Source organism: Pseudoalteromonas sp. P1-9 (genome assembly GCF_001399975.1).
Lineage (GTDB): Bacteria > Pseudomonadota > Gammaproteobacteria > Enterobacterales > Alteromonadaceae > Pseudoalteromonas.
Map to the genome: position 1 here is coordinate 160,342 of NZ_LKBD01000004.1, position 19,604 is coordinate 179,945.

The 19,604-nt window shown below is 40.5% G+C and carries 15 protein-coding genes; 7 read left to right on the forward strand and 8 right to left on the reverse strand.

The window, feature by feature from the left end:
* Positions 1–3 precede the first annotated feature (3 nt).
* Positions 4–1,062 carry a bifunctional transcriptional activator/DNA repair enzyme AdaA gene (locus tag AN214_RS04515; RefSeq protein WP_054978662.1) on the reverse strand — a complete coding sequence of 353 codons (1,059 nt, stop codon included), beginning with the start codon at positions 1,060–1,062 and terminating at the stop codon, positions 4–6.
* 86 nt (positions 1,063–1,148) lie between these two features.
* The gene (gene ygjK, locus AN214_RS04520; protein ID WP_054978601.1) at positions 1,149–3,536 is read right to left on the reverse strand and encodes an alpha-glucosidase; all 2,388 of its coding nucleotides are present in this window, start codon (positions 3,534–3,536) and stop codon (positions 1,149–1,151) included.
* A 169-nt stretch (positions 3,537–3,705) separates the two neighbouring features.
* Between ygjK and AN214_RS04525 the strand changes: the two genes are divergently transcribed.
* The gene (locus AN214_RS04525; RefSeq protein ID WP_054978602.1) at positions 3,706–4,635 is read left to right on the forward strand and encodes a lipopolysaccharide assembly protein LapB; all 930 of its coding nucleotides are present in this window, start codon (positions 3,706–3,708) and stop codon (positions 4,633–4,635) included.
* A 68-nt stretch (positions 4,636–4,703) separates the two neighbouring features.
* Complete coding sequence (locus AN214_RS04530; RefSeq protein WP_054978603.1) at positions 4,704–5,561, forward strand: GGDEF domain-containing protein; 858 nt, start codon at positions 4,704–4,706, stop codon at positions 5,559–5,561.
* Here the strand turns inward: AN214_RS04530 and yaaA are convergent.
* A complete protein-coding gene (gene yaaA / locus AN214_RS04535) occupies positions 5,558–6,337 on the reverse strand; it encodes a peroxide stress protein YaaA (RefSeq protein WP_054978604.1) in 780 nt (259 codons plus the stop codon). The genes AN214_RS04530 and yaaA overlap by 4 nt on opposite strands.
* Before the next feature lie 232 nt (positions 6,338–6,569).
* Between yaaA and tal the strand changes: the two genes are divergently transcribed.
* The 3 genes from tal to AN214_RS04550 all read left to right on the forward strand — a co-directional run bounded on the left by tal (position 6,570) and on the right by AN214_RS04550 (position 9,492).
* Positions 6,570–7,520 (forward strand): transaldolase, encoded by a 951-nt coding sequence (tal, locus tag AN214_RS04540; protein WP_054978605.1) that lies wholly within the window; start codon positions 6,570–6,572, stop codon positions 7,518–7,520.
* A gap of 14 nt (positions 7,521–7,534) precedes the next feature.
* Positions 7,535–9,148, forward strand: coding sequence for a glucose-6-phosphate isomerase (pgi, locus tag AN214_RS04545; RefSeq protein WP_054978606.1), 1,614 nt, complete (start codon positions 7,535–7,537; stop codon positions 9,146–9,148).
* Positions 9,149–9,306: 158 nt separating this feature from the next.
* Entirely contained in the window at positions 9,307–9,492 is a 186-nt protein-coding gene (locus AN214_RS04550) for a DUF3545 family protein (protein ID WP_010560807.1), read from the forward strand.
* A 53-nt stretch (positions 9,493–9,545) separates the two neighbouring features.
* Here AN214_RS04550 and ung read toward each other — a convergent pair whose 3' ends face one another.
* From ung to AN214_RS04575, 5 genes are all read right to left on the reverse strand, one after another.
* Positions 9,546–10,217 (reverse strand): uracil-DNA glycosylase, encoded by a 672-nt coding sequence (gene ung, locus AN214_RS04555; protein ID WP_054978607.1) that lies wholly within the window; start codon positions 10,215–10,217, stop codon positions 9,546–9,548.
* Positions 10,218–10,311: 94 nt separating this feature from the next.
* Positions 10,312–11,595: a threonine synthase gene (thrC, locus tag AN214_RS04560; RefSeq protein WP_054978608.1), complete on the reverse strand. Its 1,284-nt coding sequence runs from the start codon at positions 11,593–11,595 to the stop codon at positions 10,312–10,314.
* A complete protein-coding gene (gene thrB / locus AN214_RS04565; protein ID WP_054978609.1) occupies positions 11,582–12,541 on the reverse strand; it encodes a homoserine kinase in 960 nt (319 codons plus the stop codon). Before thrB ends, thrC begins: the two co-directional genes overlap by 14 nt.
* Positions 12,542–12,550: 9 nt before the next feature.
* Complete coding sequence (gene thrA, locus AN214_RS04570) at positions 12,551–14,965, reverse strand: bifunctional aspartate kinase/homoserine dehydrogenase I (protein ID WP_054978610.1); 2,415 nt, start codon at positions 14,963–14,965, stop codon at positions 12,551–12,553.
* A gap of 220 nt (positions 14,966–15,185) precedes the next feature.
* On the reverse strand, positions 15,186–15,557 hold the full coding sequence (locus AN214_RS04575; protein ID WP_054978611.1) for a response regulator: 372 nt from the start codon (positions 15,555–15,557) through the stop codon (positions 15,186–15,188).
* 259 nt (positions 15,558–15,816) lie between these two features.
* Between AN214_RS04575 and AN214_RS04580 the strand changes: the two genes are divergently transcribed.
* Positions 15,817–17,583 carry an ATP-binding protein gene (locus AN214_RS04580; protein WP_054978612.1) on the forward strand — a complete coding sequence of 589 codons (1,767 nt, stop codon included), beginning with the start codon at positions 15,817–15,819 and terminating at the stop codon, positions 17,581–17,583.
* A 116-nt stretch (positions 17,584–17,699) separates the two neighbouring features.
* On the forward strand, positions 17,700–18,611 hold the full coding sequence (gene rdgC / locus AN214_RS04585) for a recombination-associated protein RdgC (RefSeq protein WP_010560814.1): 912 nt from the start codon (positions 17,700–17,702) through the stop codon (positions 18,609–18,611).
* Positions 18,612–19,604: the final 993 nt, after the last annotated feature.

Here is a 19,604-nt window from a genome sequence, read left to right on the forward strand (position 1 = left end):
TTTTTATTCTTTAAAGTCAGCACCTTCGTGGCGCAATAACCACGCCTTTCGCTCAAGGCCACCACCATAGCCTGTCAACGAGCCATCCTTACCAATCACACGATGACACGGTACAATAATAGCAACCCGGTTCATACCATTTGCAGTTGCGACAGCGCGCACCGCTTTAACGTTATTAAGCGCAGTTGCTTGCTCTGAATAACTGCGTGTTTCGCCAAATGGAATAGCTTGTAACCCTTGCCATACACCTTGTTGAAATTCAGTACCCGGTAAATCTAGGGGAACGCTAAACTCTTTGCGCTTGCCTGCAAAATATTCATTTAACTCTGACTTACACTGTTTAATATGTTCATTTTCACCTTGTAAAATCACTCCATTCAAGCGCTTTTGTAAATCGTTAAATTCTGTTTCCAGCATACGCCTATCAACAAACTCAACCAAGCAGACACCATTATTCGTTGCGCAGATAAACATTGGGCCAATGGGTGTGGTGTGGCGCGCAATTAAGATAGCTTGCTTCTCTTTACTTTTACTTGGGTTAAGGCCTGTGGCTTTTTTAAAGGTGTAGGCAAACCCGCTTAATGAGTTAAAACCTGAATCTAGCGCCGAATCTATCAGTTGCTTGCCATTTTGGATTTCTTGATAAGCGGTATTTATACGCACCATGCGTTGATAAGCTTGAAACGTCATGCCATAGTGTTTTTTAAACCAACGCCTTACCAGCTCAGGCTGTATTCCAGCCTCTTTTAAATGGTAGTCTGAAAGCTTTTCTTGGCCTTTTTGCGCTAGCAATTTTAACGCTGTAGCAACTGGCTCTGGCATTGAGTGGGCATTTTGTGTTGGCTTACACACCTTACACGGGCGAAAGCCCGCATCAAGGGCATCTTTTACCTCTGAGCAAAACACGACATTTTCTTTTTTTGGTTTGCGTGCACTGCAAGTCGCGATACAAAAAATCTGTGTGCTGGTAACACAGGCATAAAAACAGCCAAGATATTGACTGTTTTTATCTACCAATGCTTGGTAATACTCGTTAATTTTTTCAGGTTGGGTAATTTTCATAAAGCCAATCATTTGGTGATTTTAGCCAAGCGTAACCAAGGCTAACATTTCACTCAACCGAAAACTGAACAAGTATATTTTTAGTGTTACTGTGACTTACTTTCAGGCAAACCAATTTCATCCAACATCATCATTAAATGTGCAGCGCTCCAACTAAAATTAGTTGCGCCTTGTTGCTCACCAGTAAAAGGATGATAGTTTTCACGAATACTGTCATTTTGGCTAAGGCCTTTACTATTACTAATCAGCTTTTGTAAAAGCTGCTGCGCGTCACTTTTATAGCCATAATGCCTTAGTGCACTTAGTGCGAAATACACTTGATCGAGCCACACTCTGCCGCGCCAATAAACATCTGCACCAAATGCTGGGTTTGTGATAGCTGCGGTAGGAAATGGCACATAGGTATTAAACTCGTGCTCACTCAGCATGGTATTGATAACCTTTTTCGCATTTTCTGTACTTGCCACTTGGCTAAATAACGGCGCCCAACCTTCTGGGCCTTTGCCGCGATGCACCAGCAATTTACCTTTGCATTCACTCGATGACTGCGGAGTATTATCAATGGCTAAATCATAATAAAAGCCAGTTTTGCTATCGTAAAAACACGCATCAATACGTGCTTTCAAGGTTTGATAGTCTGCTTGGTATTTTTGTGCATCTTGGTTGTTGCCTAACTGTTTTGCCATTTGCGCAAGTAGGCGTTTTTCCATTGCTAGATAACTGTTTAGTTCAACCGATTCTTGGTTAATTGAGTAGCCAACCAGTTGACCACCACGCATGTTTTCAAAAATCTTAACTTGCCAACCAGCCTTCGCTTTTACCATATCACCTTGATAAGTTTGAATGGCATATCCTTTAAACTGCTCATTTGAAATAAAACCAAAACGCGCCGCATTATCCATACCTGACTCCCAACCTGCAGCATGTTGTACAGGGATATCAAACGCACTTATTTGAGGGTTATCGAGTAAACTTAAATACAGCTGATTGCCGCTGCATAAATACCAATTATCTTTCCCTTTTTTGCACGATGCCAAAACAGCAAGTTGCGCAGTTGCTTGAACTGAGAAACGCATCTCTCCTTCTTTTGTGGTATGTGTATCATCAACCGTGCCACCATATTCAATTAAACCATTGCCATTATGATCGCGGTTTAAATACCACCACTCATGATACGCTTTTAATTTTGGATACATTTCAGCCAAAAACGCATCATCATTACTTTTTGACACAATTTGCCAAACTACCCAAGATGCCAGTGGCGGCTTAGTATTTCGCTCATTCCAATTACCGCCATCGCCACCGCGCGCTTTTGAGTAGTTATAAAACACTGCATCAATCACCATACCCTCATCTTGCTGACGAAGTGTATCTTTATCCGTTATTTGATAGTCAAACATGGCGCGTACATTATCTTTAGCAAGCTCAGGCATTATCTCTGCAAGTGCATAGGCATGCTTCCAGCTGTCCCACGCCCAAACGCCATTAAACCAACGGGCAGTCACCGATGGTGTTATGCCATTATGTTTAATTGCCCCTGCGGGGCTACGCCAATTGCCAACTAAAGTTTCTAGTGACTTTATTGCTAACCTTTTTGCTTGTTCGCTGTGCTGATTTGATAGTTTATTTGCAAGTGACTGCCATCTGGTTTTCGCATTTAGATAGGCGGGCTTTTTACTATTCAACCAAGCGCTTATTTTTACATCTTCGTTGTCGCTTTCTTGCTGATTGTGTGTGTAGCTAAGCACTGTAGTCAGTAACTTTGAATTTGCAGGTAAAACCGTTAATGCACTTGTACTTCTGTAGCTTTGTTCAACCGGATTAAACACTGATTGTGACGCTATTGAGCGCGTAATTTTGAAGCGAGCGTTATGTTGATTAAGTTTGTGCCATGTATCGCGAGTTTGGTCAAATTGCCATGCAATTGCTTGCTCTGAAGTTTTTGGTGTTACTTGCCAAAAATAATCATCATCGTCGCTTTTCCAATGCTTTGTAAGTTGCCCTTGCCACTTTAATGTAAGATTAAGCGGCTTTTCGGTTAAATTAGTAATATGTGTATCAATTACACTGCTACGCGTTGATACAAAACTTAAATAAATATCGATGCTAAATGAGTTTGAGGTAAAGGTTTGTTTGTAGTATCCAAGCCGACTTGAAATGGTACTTGGTAATTCTGAAAGACGTTGATATTCACCACCATCAACAGCAATCGATAGCATCTCAACATATTCAGCAAAATAAAGGGTGTATTCTTCAAACACAATGGCAGGCCCCGCAAATCCACCCACCTTTTCTTGTGTTGGTAATAAAAACCCATGCCAGCTACCAAGATCAAATAATGGGTTCGCTTGTTGATTACCATAGCTATCGTAATATTTTGCGCTTTGTGGGGCGCCTTCACGATTTATTTGTGAAAGTGGTGATGCTTGTAAACTACAACAAACAACAAGAAAAGCAGCGAGTAATGTTTTCATTCTAAACAATATTTTATTTTTGTATACATTATCCACAAAGTAATGCAAAAAACAATCACAATGCGATGGCACTTAGCGCATCACAAAGATTTGAATTGAGTTAAACTAGTTTCTAAAATAACGGCTAAAGCCAATTTATTGGCACTAAAATGGCTAGATTATAATAATAATGAAAATTCGATATTTTACTTTGATAGGTGTATGGCTGCTTTGTGCAAGTGCAAAGGCTGCCGATAACCTACATAACTTTGAAGATGTGTGCCCCAACTTATCAGCACCCGATTGCAGCGCAATATTGCTTGAGCAACAAAGTGAGTATGCGCGCTACAGTACCGATTGGTATTTTATTACGGCTCATTACTTAGATTTGCTGTATGAAACTACAAATCTAAAACCGCTGAAAAACCTGACAGAGCAATATTTAAATTCAGGCCATACTCACCCTGTTACATTTCAAACTCAGCTCTATTTTTACGCCGCTAAAGCGTTTGATATTTATAATGAAAAAGTAAAAGCCAAAGAATATGCAAAGCAAGCGCTTAAATTGGTTAGTGCCACGTCTGAGAGCTTTCCAAACCCATTGCGTATGGTCGAAATTGCCAATCTCGAGATGGTATTTGGCGATAAAGATACTGCAACACAAATGCTCAACCGCTTAGCCCAGCAATACCGAAAAAGTAAAGATGCTAAACTACAACACGAAATCTACGGTAACTTAGCAAACGCCCTTTATTCGCAAGGCCAGCTACTCGAATCAATCCCGCACAGAAAGAGTACGCTTTTTTGGGCTCGTAAACTTGGGTTTACCGATACCATTACCATGGCAAGCGGCAACTTAGCGCGCACCTACCAATTAATTGGCCAATTACAGCTAGCAAACGATACTTATCACGATGCAATAAGCAGCTTTAAAACTGAAGAAAGCCCTAACTATTCGATTTTTCAACTGCGTTTAGCTGAGATAAACACCGCACTTGGCGACATGCAGGCTGCAAAACAACACATAGCTAAAGTTAAATTTACTAAACTACTGCCAAGCCACCTTACACTTTATCACCAACTGGCAATTAAGCTTGAACTAAACCCAACCGCACTATAGCGCGTAACTTGTTAATACGGCGTAGGCGGTTAATAATTGTGGTATTAACAGAAGAATGTAGTTCTAATATGTCGATTTTTATACTAGCGCTGTTTATTTTATTGCCCTTTGTCTCATATTGGGTATTCCAACCTGTCGCTAATATAGATGTAATTAGTTTTGCTTCTGAATTTATAATGGCGATTGCGGTGCTTGTTTGTATTTTCAATTTGAAAAATTTTCGACAAAGCGAACGTTCAAACAACATTCTTTTTACTGGTTTTTCAATTTTATTAGTTGCGCTTTGTGTTGATGCACTTGATGAATTAGTGATCTTTCCAAAAGTCATCACTATCGTTATTGAAGATCTCTTTCAAATTATAGGTTTATTGCTGATTGTGTTTGGCATCAAACTATGGCTTGAAAAACAAGAAGCACAAAATAATACGCTATTAAGACTTGCCACCACCGACCCGCTAACAGGCGCTTATACACGCCGCTATTTTATTGATAAAGCGAATGAAATAATGCAAAGCGCCAACCCACGGTTTTGCATTTTAATATTAGATATTGACCATTTTAAAAAGATTAACGACCAACATGGTCACAATATAGGTGACTTAGCACTCGTTGAGTTTTGCAATCTAATACAAAGTAACTGTCGCGAATCCGATTTATTCGCACGCTGGGGCGGTGAAGAATTTATTATATTGCTGCCACATATTGCAACGTCTTCAGCACACAGCAAAGCCGAATCACTGCGTACGCAATTAGAAAAAACCGAACTGCATTTATCAAACGCAGTATTTAATATGACTGTTTCGATTGGTATTGCTGAATACTCAGCAAACGTGAAAAAGCTTGAGACGTTAATCGATGTCGCTGATAAACGTCTCTATCAAGCCAAGCAACAAGGCCGCAACCAAGTTGTATCTAGTACAAATTAAACTTGCTCCGCGCGCAAAAAAACCGGTTCATTGGCTTTTTTCGTGTGCTCTTCGCTGTAGTAGTAACCTGCACAGTCAAACGCTAATAACTGCTCCATATTCGCTACTTGCTGTTCCATAATGTAACGCGCCATTAAGCCACGCGCTTTTTTCGCATAGAAGCTAATCACTTTATATTGACCATTTTTACAGTCTTTAAATACAGGTGTAATAATCTCACCGTTAAGTGCTTTTTTATCCACTGCTTTAAAGTATTCGTTTGACGCTAAATTAACGAGGATATTAGTATTTTGTTCAGCAAATACTTCGTTTAGCTTTTCAGCAATGATACTGCCCCAAAATTGATATAAATTAGCGCCGCGTGGATTTGCCAATTTTGTGCCCATTTCAAGGCGATACGCCATCATTAAATCGAGCGGTTTTAAAATACCGTATAGTCCCGACAAAATGCGCAAATGACCTTGTGCGTAATCCAGTGCTTTTTCGCTTAGCGTTGCAGCATCTAGACCTACATAAACATCACCATTAAACGCATAAATAGCTTGTTTGGCGTTACTATCATTGACTGGCGTTTGCCACTCGGTAAAACGCGCCACGTTTAAACCCGCTAGCTTGTCGCTAATTTTCATTAAGCTTGAGAGATCTTGTGCTGATAGCTCGCGGCATACCTCAATAAGCTCTTCGCTGTGCGCTAATAGCTCAGGTTGTGTATGGTTTTTACTTGGTGCAGGTGTTTCGTAGTCTAAATTTTTAGCAGGTGATATTACTGTGATCATAATTACTATTGACTTGTCGTTGTATTAAGGTAATTTCAACACTTCTTGTAATAAAAATCACCTGTTAGTTAGCATTCGATGGATTTTTCTTCGCTAGGAGTAGCGTAAACCCTGTGTTACGGACATTTGACCTTTCCCAAATACTTGTCATCTAGCTTTAATGATTCATCTTTAAGCTAAACTTAGCTAACACGCTATTTTTATTACCTTGATATTAGGAATGAGGTAAACCATGACACAAATTTTAGCGGCTTTAAAAGCCCAATCAACGATTGTTGCCGATACCGGTGATATTGCAGCTATTAAAGCACACCAACCGCAAGACGCGACAACCAACCCTTCACTACTTCTAAAAGCCAGTGAAATAGAGGCATACCAGCCATTACTAGCAGAAGCCCTTGCATATGCAAAAGCAAACGAATCAGATACTGCAAAGCAAGTCGCACTTGCATGTGATTATTTTTCAGTATTGCTTGGTAAAGAAATAAGCGAAGTAGTACCAGGTTACATTTCGACAGAAGTAGACGCGCGCTTATCATTTAATACTGAAGCGACCATCGCTAAAGCTAAATCGCTACTTGCGCTATACCGCGAAGCGGGTGTTGATACAGACAAAATTTTAATTAAAATTGCGTCAACTTGGGAAGGTATCAAAGCGGCTGAACAGCTAGAAAAAGAAGGTATTAAGTGTAACTTAACGCTACTTTTCTCTGAAGCGCAAGCCAAAGCCTGTGCCGATGCCAATGTATTTTTAATTTCACCATTTGTTGGCCGAATTTTAGATTGGCACGTAAAAAATGGCATGCCTAAGCCAGCATCTGCACTTGATGATCCAGGTGTTCAATCAGTGCGTAGCATTTACAACTTTTATAAAACACACGGCTACGAAACCGTTGTTATGGGCGCAAGCTTCCGTAATACCGGCGAAATTTTAGCGTTAACAGGTTGTGACCGTTTAACTATTAGCCCTCAGCTATTAACTGAGCTTGCTGAGCTAACCGACGCTGAAGTTTACCCACTAGAAAAACCGACTGAAGTATTGCCAAAACCGGTACCACTTAGCGAAAACGAGTTCCGTTGGCAGCATAACCAAGATGCAATGGCGACAGAAAAACTAGCGGAAGGTATTCGCTCGTTTGCCGATGCACAAGTTGAACTTGAAACTCGTTTTGCAAACCTATAAGGAATAAACGGTTTATGACCACCTTAGCGCAGTTGCACACGCAACTTACACATGCTGCTGAGAATATTAAAAAGAGCCAAATTTTGGCTCTTTTTGATGCGCAGCCTAACCGTGCAAGTGAATTTACACTGAGCGCGGCAGGTTTAACCTTCGACTTTGCTAAGCAAGCAATCGATAAATCCACTCTTAACGATTTAATTGACGTTTCTAAGTTAAAGCTGTTAGCGCAAAAACGTGAAGCGCAATTTACAGGGCAGTTGATCAACAGCACAGAAAAACGCGCTGTACTGCATACTGCATTGCGCAATACACAAACCTTAGCAACGCATTTGCCAGAGGTGGCTCAAGAAATAAACTCAACAAAAGCGAGATTATTCGATTTTGTTTCTCGCTTTGAACAAAATGCCATTGTTGGCAATACGGGTAAGACGATAACAGACGTTATAAGCATTGGTATTGGCGGCTCATTTTTTGGCCCTAAAATGCTGGAAGCTGCATTAGTAGATAGCCATATCAATGACATCAATGTACACTATCTTGCCAATATCGATGGTCAGCAAATTAAGCATACATTGGCAAAACTAAATGCCGAAACGACCCTAATTGTGGTGGCATCAAAATCGTGGACCACAGCTGAAACCCAGCTTAATATGCATGCCGTAATGGATTGGTTTAAGCAAACTATGCCAACTACAGCAATCGCTGAGCACTGGGTGGCATTAACGGCAAAACCAGAACTTGCAAAGCAAGCTGGCTTTAGTGAAGAAATGATTTTCCCATTGTGGGATTTTATTGGCGGTCGCTATTCGGTTTGGTCGACCATTGCTCTTCCGCTTGCATTAAAAATCGGTAAAACTAATTTTGAAGCCTTACTTGAAGGCGCTGCAAACCTTGACAATCATTTTTTAACAGCACCAGAAGATCAAAACTTACCTATTATTGCGGCGTTAATTGGCTATTGGCAGCAAAAGTACTTAGGTGAAAATAACTTATTGGTACTACCGTATGGTCACGCCTTAAAAACCTTACCTGCTTATTTGCAGCAACTTGATATGGAAAGTAACGGTAAAAGTGTCGATCTTAGCGGTCAGCACATTGAATTATCAGGTCCGATTTTATGGGGAGCTGAAGGCACTAATTGCCAGCACTCTTTTATGCAGTTACTGCACCAAGGTAAGCAAAGTGCCATGATTGACTTTATTTTGCCACGCGTTGGAGAAGCCAATTATCAGCAACACCATAAAGCAATGATTGCCAATTGCCTAGGGCAAAGCCAAGCACTATTGCAAGGTAAAAGCTTGGCACAAGCAAAGGCAGAGCTAACAGCACAAGGCTTGACTCAAGAGGCAATAAACGAACTTGCACCACATAAAGTAATGCCGGGCAATAAAGGTTCAAATACGTTATTAATTGATGATTTATCGCCTCGTTCACTTGGTGCGTTGCTGGCGTTTTATGAACATAAAGTGTTTGTGCAAGGTGTACTTTTTGGCATTAACAGTTATGACCAGTGGGGCGTTGAACTTGGTAAACAACTTGGCAACCAAGTGCTTGATGCGATGGCGTCCCAAAATTACCAACAGCTAGATCCATCTACAGCGAATTTGCTAAAAACACTTACAAATTAATATCCTAACAGCTACCCCTTGGGTAGCTGTTTTACCATTCTTTGATCTAGTCGAAAAACCTTCATTATTTTTTAACAAAAGCGAAACATATTAGTTTTATTTTTAGACGAGTTATGATATTTCTTATGCCGAGGTTAAAAAATCCACAGGAGGATACCATGGATAGCATCGAAGATATTTTTGCAATATTAGAACGTCCTGAACCAACAACAAAAACCTCTTCAAAAGGGAAAAAGCGCAAATGGCGCGAAATAGAAGCGTTAAAGGAAAGACATAGACTGAAAAAAGAACTCGAAGAATACGGTTCTTTAGACGACATTGACCTAGATGATTTAGTCATCTAAACAATATAAAGGTCAAATCAAAAAAGGCTCTTACGAGCCTTTTTTATTGCTTGTTAAACCGCTTCTGGTAACAGCCAATTTATTGGAGTTTTCCCCATCGCAATTAAGGCATCGTTTGCTTTAGAGAAATGCTTACAACCAAAAAAGCCACGATAGGCAGAAAGCGGTGACGGATGCGGCCCATTGAAAACAACATGCTTAGTAGTATCGATATGGCGTCCTTTCTTTTGCGCATGTGAACCCCAAAGTAAAAATACAATGCCATCGCCATGCTCATTCAATGCAGCGATAACACGGTCGGTGAACGTTTCCCAACCGAGCTTTTTATGAGAGTGCGCTTGGCCTTGCTCAACGGTTAATACCGTATTGAGTAATAGCACTCCCTGCTCTGCCCACGACTGCAAATAGCCATGATTGGGTATAGCAAAACCATCAATATCAGTTGCTAATTCTTTATACATGTTGGCCAAAGATGGAGGCGCTTTAATACCCGGCTTTACCGAAAATGCCAAGCCATGCGCTTGATTTGGGCCATGATATGGATCTTGCCCCAAAATCACTACTTTCACATCTTCAAACGCGGTGCTTGAAAACGCACTAAACACTTCATCCGCAGGGGGAAATACATTAACCCCCTCTGCGCGCCTTTTGGCAATATATTCGAGCGTATCTTTAAAGTAGTCTTGCTGCTTTTCAACTGCGAGTAAATCTGTCCAAGTAGTCATAGTGATTGTTAATAGCTATTTTGAGCGCAATTATGCCATAAAAAAGCCGCTAGCTTGTAGCGGCTGGGTATTTCAATCAACAGATTAAAAAGGATTAAGCAAGTTTTGCCAAAATATTTTCACGAAGCACTTGATAGTCATTAACTAGGTCTTCTGCTAAACAGTCTTTTGCTAATGCATCGGCAAGTGGTTTTGGCATATCTAATTCAATCGAAAGAATGTCTTCAACTGACTCTTTAAATTTAGCTGGGTGAGCGGTTGATAAAAAGATACCAACACCATCGGCAGCTAAATCTTGTTTTAAGCCTTGGTAAGCAATTGCCGTATGCGGCTCAGCTAAGTAACCTTTAGCATAAACATCATGCATTACCGCTTTCGTTTCTGCTTCATCAACACTGTGCGAATAAAAATTATCGTAACTAAACCAGTTGTTATCTAGCATAAACTGCACGCGCGGCCAGTTATTTGGCTTACTAACGTCCATCGCATTTGATAACGATTCTAGCGTTGCATTTGGCGTCCATTCTTTTGATGCCAAATAGCGCGGCACAGTATCATTTTGGTTTGTCGTTGCAGAAAGCTTAGCTACTGGTAAACCTAAACTTGCGGCAATCATCGCAGCACACACATTACCAAAGTTACCGCTTGGCACCGAGATATGTGCTTTTGCGCGCTCTGTTTTAGGTAATTTCGCCACAGCTTCAAAGTAGTAACATACCTGTGCAAGTAAACGGCTGATATTAATTGAGTTTGCTGAATTTAAGCCTAAGCGCTGTTTTACTTCATCATCTAAAAACGCTTGCTTAACCATCGCTTGGCAATCATCAAAGCTGCCATCTACCGCGTAGCAATGAATGTTATTGCCCAGCGTTGTGAACAGTTTTTGCTGGGCTAATGAGATTTTACCTTTCGGGTATAAAATTACCACATCAATGTCTTTTTTGCCATAAAACGCATGTGCCACAGCAGCACCAGTGTCACCACTTGTTGCGGTTAAAATCGTGGTTTTGTTACCTTCATTAAATACCGACAAGCACTCTGCCATAAAACGACCGCCAAAGTCTTTAAACGCAAGCGTTGGACCATGAAATAGCTCAAGGCAGTAAACATTATCTTCAACTTTTACTAGTTCAGCTGGAAAGTTAAAGGCATTTTGTACCATTTTCTGTACGGTACTTTCTGGTAGTTCATCACCAATTAAATGCGATAATATTTTGCTACTACGCGCGACAAAATCAAGCTCAAGTAACTCATCAACATTGCTTAACGGCGCGAGACTATTTGGGAAAAAGACACCTTGATTATTGCCTAACCCTACTTTTACCGCCTCTACAAACGATACCTTCTGCTCGGCGTCTTTTAGATTATGCAATAACATCACTTTCTCCTTTTTCTAGTACACGTGTGCCACGGTTATCTATTTTACAAATGTGGCTAAAACCGTTTTCATTCAAATAATTTTCTTTTAACCAAGCGTCTATCGCTTGTGCTTGCGTTTCACTTTTTGTTAAAGCCAAAAGCGTTGGACCTGCGCCAGAAATGGCAACCACTTCTGCACCTAATTCTGGTAATGCCGCTTTGGCTTCGCTAAAGCCTGTAATCAGTGATTGGCGATATGGCTCAGCAAGTTCATCTTTCATAAGAGCTATTGCGCTATCAAATTGCCCACTAAAACATAACGCAGTAAACGCGCTTAAACGCTGGCCATAATTAATGCTAGTGTGCATGCTGACCTCTTTTGGCAAAACAGCACGTGCTTTTGCGGTATTAAGTGCGAAGCCTGGGTAGGCAACGACTAATTGCCAATTTTCATCTGTTGGTAACGCCAGTGAATTATTTGGCACTAAATCACCGCACAATTGCAAACCACCTAAATAACAAGGTGCAATGTTGTCGTAATGGCGACCGCCACTGACTTTTTCTTCAAAATCAGCCATTAATGCCAACAACTGTTTTTGTGAAAGGTTAGTATTAGCAAACTTATCAAGTGCCGCAAATGCAGCAACCACAGAGCACGCACTTGAACCTAAGCCCGAGCCAACCGGTAGGTTTTTCTTTAATTCCAGTTTACATGCTGGCATATCGCTTGAAACATGCTCACGGAAATGCACTAAACACTGATAAGCAAGATTATCTTCTTTTGGACCTGCCAGTTTTTCAGCGTATTTTCCACTACATACAAATTCGTCTTGGCCTGAATCACTTGCGCCAATTGCAACAATATCGCCAAGTAGCGCGCCACTTACTGGCGCAAGTGCTGCGCCAAGCAAGTCAAAACCAACTGCAAAGTTGCCACTGGATGCGGGTGCATAAACTTCAATCATCCCCCTCTCCTACGGCAGTGTTTTTAAAATATCGGCAAATACGCCTGCCGCAGTAACTTCTGCGCCAGCGCCATAACCACGAATGACAAATGGTTTTGGTTGATAATATTGGCTTAAAATTGCCAGTGCATTTTCACCATCACGAACACTGTTAAGCGCATCTTCTTTGCTTACTGCTTGAATACCTACTTTACATTTGCCATCTTCGATTGAACCAACATAACGCAGTACTTTGCCATCAGCTTTTGCTGATTCAACACGCGCTGTAAATTCAGCATCAAGTTCAGGTAGTCGTGCCATAAACTCATCAACACTTGCACCTTCAGCAAATTTTGGTGATATCACAGGTTCAACGTCAATATCATCAAGCTCAAGCTGTAATCCAGATTCACGGGCAATAATAAGTAACTTACGCGCTACATCCATTCCTGATAAATCATCACGGGGATCAGGCTCTGTAAAACCATTCTCTTTTGCTTGTTTAGTTGCTGCGCTTAAGCTTAAGCCATCTTCAACTACACCAAACATATACGACAGTGAACCACTTAAAATACCGTTAAAGCTAAGTAATTTATCACCTGCACCAAACAGCAGCTGCAGGTTATCAAGCACAGGTAAGCCAGCACCTACGTTTGTTTCATATAAAAATTTACGGCCTGTTTTTTGTGTTGCTGCAACTAAAGATTGGTAATATGCCTGCGAGCTCGTGTTGGCTTTTTTATTTGCCGCTACCACGTGGAAGCCTGCATTAATAAAGTCTAAATACTGTTCTGCTAAGAACTGTGATGATGAACAATCAACAAGCACAGGGTTAATTAAGTGGTTTTCTTTAACAAATTGCTCAACCGCTTTTAAATCAAAGCTCTGCTGTGAATCAGCAAGTTGCATTTGCCAGTTTTCAAAATCTACGCCGTCACTATCAAGTAGCATTTGACGCGAGTTTGCAACGCCATACAGATTTAGTTTGATATTACGTTTTTGCAGCCATTCTTGCTGGCGTTGTAGCTGGCTAACCAGCTCTTTACCAACCAAACCACAGCCGAGTAAAAATACATCGATAGAAGGCACATGCGTAAAGAAGTTTTCATGACATACTTTCACTGCATCATTACATGACTGGCCATCAATTACCGCTGAAATCGCGCTTTCTGTCGAGTCTTGCGCAATCGCAACAATGTTAACTTGTGCTTGCGCAAGTGATGCAAAGAACTTAGCGGCAAGGCCTTTATGGGCTTTCATGTTGTCGCCAACTAAAGTCACAATTGCTAAATTTTGTTCGATTTGGAATGGTTCTATCAGGCCTGCTTGCCCTTCTAACGCGAATGCTTGCTCAAGTGCGTTTGTGGCTTTAGCTAAATCAGCTTGATAAACACAGAAGCTAATGCTGAATTCACACGATGACTGTGTAATTAACACAATTGAGATTTCATCTTGGGCTAATGCGCTAAATACACGCGATGCCATGCCCACTTTGCCTTTCATGCCTGGGCCAGATACTGTGATCATCGCAAGGTCTTGTAAACTCGAAAGTGCTTTTACAGGCTCACCATTAGAGCTTGACTGCGCACTGATAAGCGAGCCTGGTACATCAGGATCATGGGTATTTTTAATCTCACACGGCACGCCATATTTTGCGCACGGTAGAATTGTTTTAGGGTGAAGTACCTTAGCGCCAAAGTAAGAAAGCTCCATTGCTTCTTTGTAGCTTAAACTATCAATTTTCATTGCGGATTTAATATAACGCGGGTCGGCACTGTAAACACCGTCAACATCTGTCCAAATTTGGCAGATTTTCGCATCAACACAGGCTGCAGCTATCGCTGCAGAGTAATCAGAACCATTACGACCAAGCGTTGTTAACTCGCCTTGCTCGCTTGCAGCAGTAAAGCCCGGCATAATATAAACCTTGCTTGGCTGCGCTGCTAATTGCTTAGCAAACTGCTGCTTTGATTGTGTTAAATCAACTTCAGCATCTAAATAATTGTTGTTTGATGCAATGCATTTAGTGGCTTCAAGGTAAACAGGCGATAACTCATTTAACAATGCTTGCATCAGCGATACACTAACGCGCTCACCAAAGCTTATAACGTAGGCTTTTACTTGTGCTGGGCAATGCCCGATTAATGCAACCCCATCGAGTTTTTGTTTTAGCTCATCAAAATTAGGCCAATTAGTTACAACTGCAATCTCCGACACCTGCGCTTTTAGGCCTTCACTACGTGTAACGAGTGCTTGCCATGCCGCTGAATAATCTTGCCCTTTCGCAGCAAGTTCAGATAACTCAACAAGACTGTCAGTCATACCGCCAGGTGCAGACAATACTAACAACATCTGATCTTCAAGTTGACCTTTGGCAAGCTCGGCCACCTGCTTTAAACAGGCAAAGTCAGCAAGAGACGAGCCTCCGAATTTTAATACTTTCATTATTTTTCCCCATTCCAAAAACGAAAAAGGCCTGTGCTCGTAGTGAGCACAGGCCTTTAAATTTTGCGTACAGACCTATGCCACTATCCAGTTAGGATAATGGTTGTAATAATGGTGGTGTGTACTAAATTAATTTGTTTCATGGCCTTTAGACTGCCGAATCGTCAAAGATATGTCAACTATAAAAAAGATAATTTATTCCATTTAGCACTATAATAAATCAACGAATGCCAAATTTATGCAAAAGTGAAGAAAACACTTCATCTTTAAATGGTTTTTCAATAAATCCTAGTACGCCAAATTCAGCAACTCGCTGTTTCATTTCAGGCTGAATATCGGCAGAAATAATAATGGTATGTAAGTGAATTTTTTCGGCTTTTAAATTAGCTAACACACCAAGACCGTCCATTACTGGCATAGTCAAATCTAGGCACAACAAACCAAACTCTTGCTGGCGCAATAAGTCGAGTGCCTCTTGCCCGTTCTGGGCTTGGCTAACAACAAAGTCATTGTGATTTTTGAAATAACGCGCAACTTGCTTTCGCGCAATTAACGAGTCATCACACACAAGTACGGGAAATGTACTAGACAAAATAAAACCAATAAAAACCGTAATAATATAGCCATAATATGAGTAAACGCGGTAATTGCAAGATTTATGCGTGCTAGTTACGTAATGCTGCGATTAGATCAAATTATTTCACAAAAATGTCAGTAGAGCTGGTTAAAATGAACTAAGCTTTTATTTATTCGATTTATTTAACCACTTTCGTATTTATTTTTAGGTCAAAATTAGCTAACTTTAATGGCGAACATGATAAAATTACAATAATGAGGTTCTGGTTAATTCAATGTTAAGCAAAAGTCTTTCTAAACGCTTGTTAACCAGCGTACTCTCAGTATATTTTGTACTTACGTTTATCGTAACTTGCGGGCAAGTAATCGCTGAATACCACAATTCAAAAGATCACATTCAAAACGAGCTTTCCACCTTACAAAAAACCTTTTCCGGCAGCTTAACCCGAGCCATTTGGGAGCTAAATACGCAGCAAACCCGCACTATTGCTGAAGGTTTACTTGCAATCCCCTCTATCGAAGGGGTAATTGTTCGCGATGATAACGGTGAAATTATTTCACAAATAGGTCAATCAATTGATATTGTTGAGCGTTACGAGTCGCAACTCGTACAAGAAGCAGTGCTTGTTCAACATACTAGCTCAGGCCTTTTTGGTTACACCTTCCCATTAGTATTTGAATTTTCAGGTCGCGCCACACAAGTAGGTGACGTAACGCTATTTTCAAGCCGCGAAGTTGTATTTAGCCGTATTATGGTTTCGCTGTACTTTTTAGTAGGTAATGCCTTAATCAAAACCACCTTCTTAATTATTTTATTCTTAATGGCATTTAGACGCCTGCTTACCGAGCCATTAACAGACTTAACTCAGCAAATTGAAGAATTAGAGCTCGATAACCTTGAAGGTGCACGCGTTAGTATTGAAACCACAGAGCATAATGAATTAAAAATTATGGAGCACTCGTTTAACAAGCTCATTGATAAAGTGGTAAGTTATAAAGACCAACTCGAATCAACACAGCGCCAGCTTGTAAAAACAAACGAAAAACTCGACCAACAAAACCTACTTTTAGAACAAGAAGTTGCACGTAAAACATCAAACCTAAGCCAAGCAATGATGGATTTACAGCAACAGAAATACGAACTTGAAAAACAAAAGTTGGTACTTACAGAAGAAGTCGATCGTCGTAAAACCACTGAAGGCGAATTACTTGTTAAGCAGGACGAGCTTACTAAATATGTAGATGAGTTAAACATGGCGCAGGAGCGCTTAGTTGGCTCTGAAAAAATGGCTGCTCTTGGTGGCTTAGTCGCTGGTATCACCCACGACATTAATACACCCGTTGGCATTGGCGTTACCGCTACATCATTTTTACAAGAGCGCTTGGCACAAGTAGAAGCGGCATACGCAGAAAAAACCCTCTCACCAAAAGCCCTTGAAGAGTTTATAGCCGACGCAAAACAAAGTACCGCCCTATTAACAACTAACCTAGAGCGCGCATCTGAGCTTGTTGCTAGTTTTAAGCAAATTGCGGTAGACCAAGCCAGTGAAGCAGTGCGTCAAATTAACTTAAAAGAATACCTCAACGAGATTATTCGCTCGCTTCATCCGAAACTTAAAAAGACAATGCATAAAATTAATATTCATTGTCCGGAAGACTTATTACTCAACTTGCCCGCTGGCGCAATTAGCCAAATTTTCACTAACCTGATTATGAATTCACTAATTCATGGTTTTGAAGGCATAAATGCAGGTACCATTGATATTAATATTCAAGAGCAAGATGGCGAAGTAGCCATTACCTTTAAAGATAACGGCCGTGGTGTTGAAGCTGAGCAACTAGAAAATCTATTTGACCCATTCTACACAACACGTCGCGAGCAAGGCGGCAGCGGGCTTGGCACGCACATAACCTTTAACTTAGTAAAACAAACGCTGGCTGGCGATATCACAGCAACCAGCGAACCAGGCAAAGGCTTGTGCTATAAAATCACCTTCCCTAAGGATATGCCAAGTCCAGACTCCTACCCATTGGTGGATTAATTGCTCAATTGATAAAGAAGCGCTGAAAGGCGCTTTTTTATTGTTTGTAACCCTGATACGCTTAGCAAAATTTATAACGAAATTGGTTTTGCCAATACAATTTCAAGGATCCTTTCATGTGGTTTAGTAACCTAATTTGCTATCGCTTCAAACAAGAAGTTGATTACAACCAAGACGAATTTGAAAAAGCACTCGAGCAAGATAAATTTCGTCCATGTGGCAGCCAAGATTTAAGCACCTTTGGCTGGACCAAAGCACTTGGTAAACACGGCCAAATGCTGTCGCACTTTAGTAAAAAAAGCATTCTGCTTTGCGCTAAACGTGAAGAAAAAGTACTACCGCCAGCGGTTATCAATGATCTTCTGGCAGAGAAAGTAGAACAAATCGAAAACAGCGAAAACCGCCCTGTTAAGAAAAAAGAGAAAGACGAGTTAAAAGAAAACTTAGTGCATTCTTTACTACCTCAGGCGTTTAAAAAATCGAGCTTACAGTTTGCCTTTATCGACTTAGAAAAAGGCTGGATGGTGGTTAACAGTGCAAGTTTCAATAAAGCAGAAGAATTACTAGCACTACTGCGTAAATCACTTGGTTCATTGCCTGTAGTGCCTGCTTTCGTAAACTATGATTTGGGCTTATTTTTAACAAATTGGTTGGCGAAAGATGAAGCCCCAGAGCAGTTTACCATTGGTCTTGATGCAGAGCTTGTTGAACCAGAAGAAAACGGCGCGAAGGTCGTACTTAAACAGCACGATCTTGCCTCTGACGAAGTAAAGAATCACTTAGATAACGGTAAAGTGGTTACAAAGCTAGCACTAGATTGGATGGAGCGCATTCGCTTTGTGCTGCAAGAAGATGGCTCAATTAAACGTGTAAACTACGCAGAGCTGTTAAAAGAAGAAAACGCCGATATTCCAAAAGAAGATATGGCAGTAAAGCTAGATGCTGACTTTATGCTTTCTAGCGATGAAATTAAGCAAATGCTAGAAGCGCTTATTACTGCACTAGGCGAACCGGAAGATACAATTTAAGGTTTCCTTTGTAGCCGACGCTAAATATTCAAAAAGCCGTAAATGCGGCTTTTTTTATGGTTAAAATTTGAGTTTTGTCTATTCTGAAAACGCGCTTTTAGGTGTATTTTGAAAACGAACTTTTAAACTTAAAAACTTAATCTCAGCTTAAAAATAAAATTAAAGCCGGTTTGTCGTACTATCAACTTTAAACTTACAAAACTATACATTGCGCAACTGCCCTCTTGTTCATTTTTGTTACACGACAAAAACGAACCACTAATTTATCGGGAATAAATTTGAACAGTGAAGCTGGCCCGTAGGGCGAAATACACGGATGTATTTCGTAAAAAACGTGCCCCAAAAATCAAACTGATTCTTCAAACACAATTTAAATATGAACATAAACGCCATGAATCGGCATCCATGCCTCAGCATGACTTGCTCGACCGCTTCGCTCCCTGTCTCGCATTATTCATTTAAATTGTATTTTCAGGTTTGATTAATGGGTAAGGGAGTAAACCTTAACACCTGCCTCAATAGCAGGTTAGTGCCAGAAAGCGGATCTTTAGTCATAACTCGTTTCTGCCCCAAAACGAGTTAAGAAAAATACTCTAAGGTCTGCTTAGAGCAAGATGAGAGGTCTTACTCTCTATCGAGTCTGGGTAGTGCATTCATAATGCCAGCACGAATATTACTTCTGCAAATAATCTCTTTGCAAAGCTTGCCACCTATAAAAGCGTTATGAAAATCAATTAGGTTTGTTTAATACAACTCAAGCTTATGTGTTAAGTTATTCTACTACAGAACGTTGAAATTATTTGCTTTTCTGATAGTTTTAACATAGTTATCATTGGATTAACGATAGCCAGTTTTCGAATGGTATACGCAAGGTATCTTCAAAATCGTGTAAACAAAATGTACTTTCTTCTATATGATTTTCAGCAGGAATGATATCAAAGCATTCAGCTGAGGTTGTTAATTATAAAGCGCAATAAATAGGAAATTGAACAA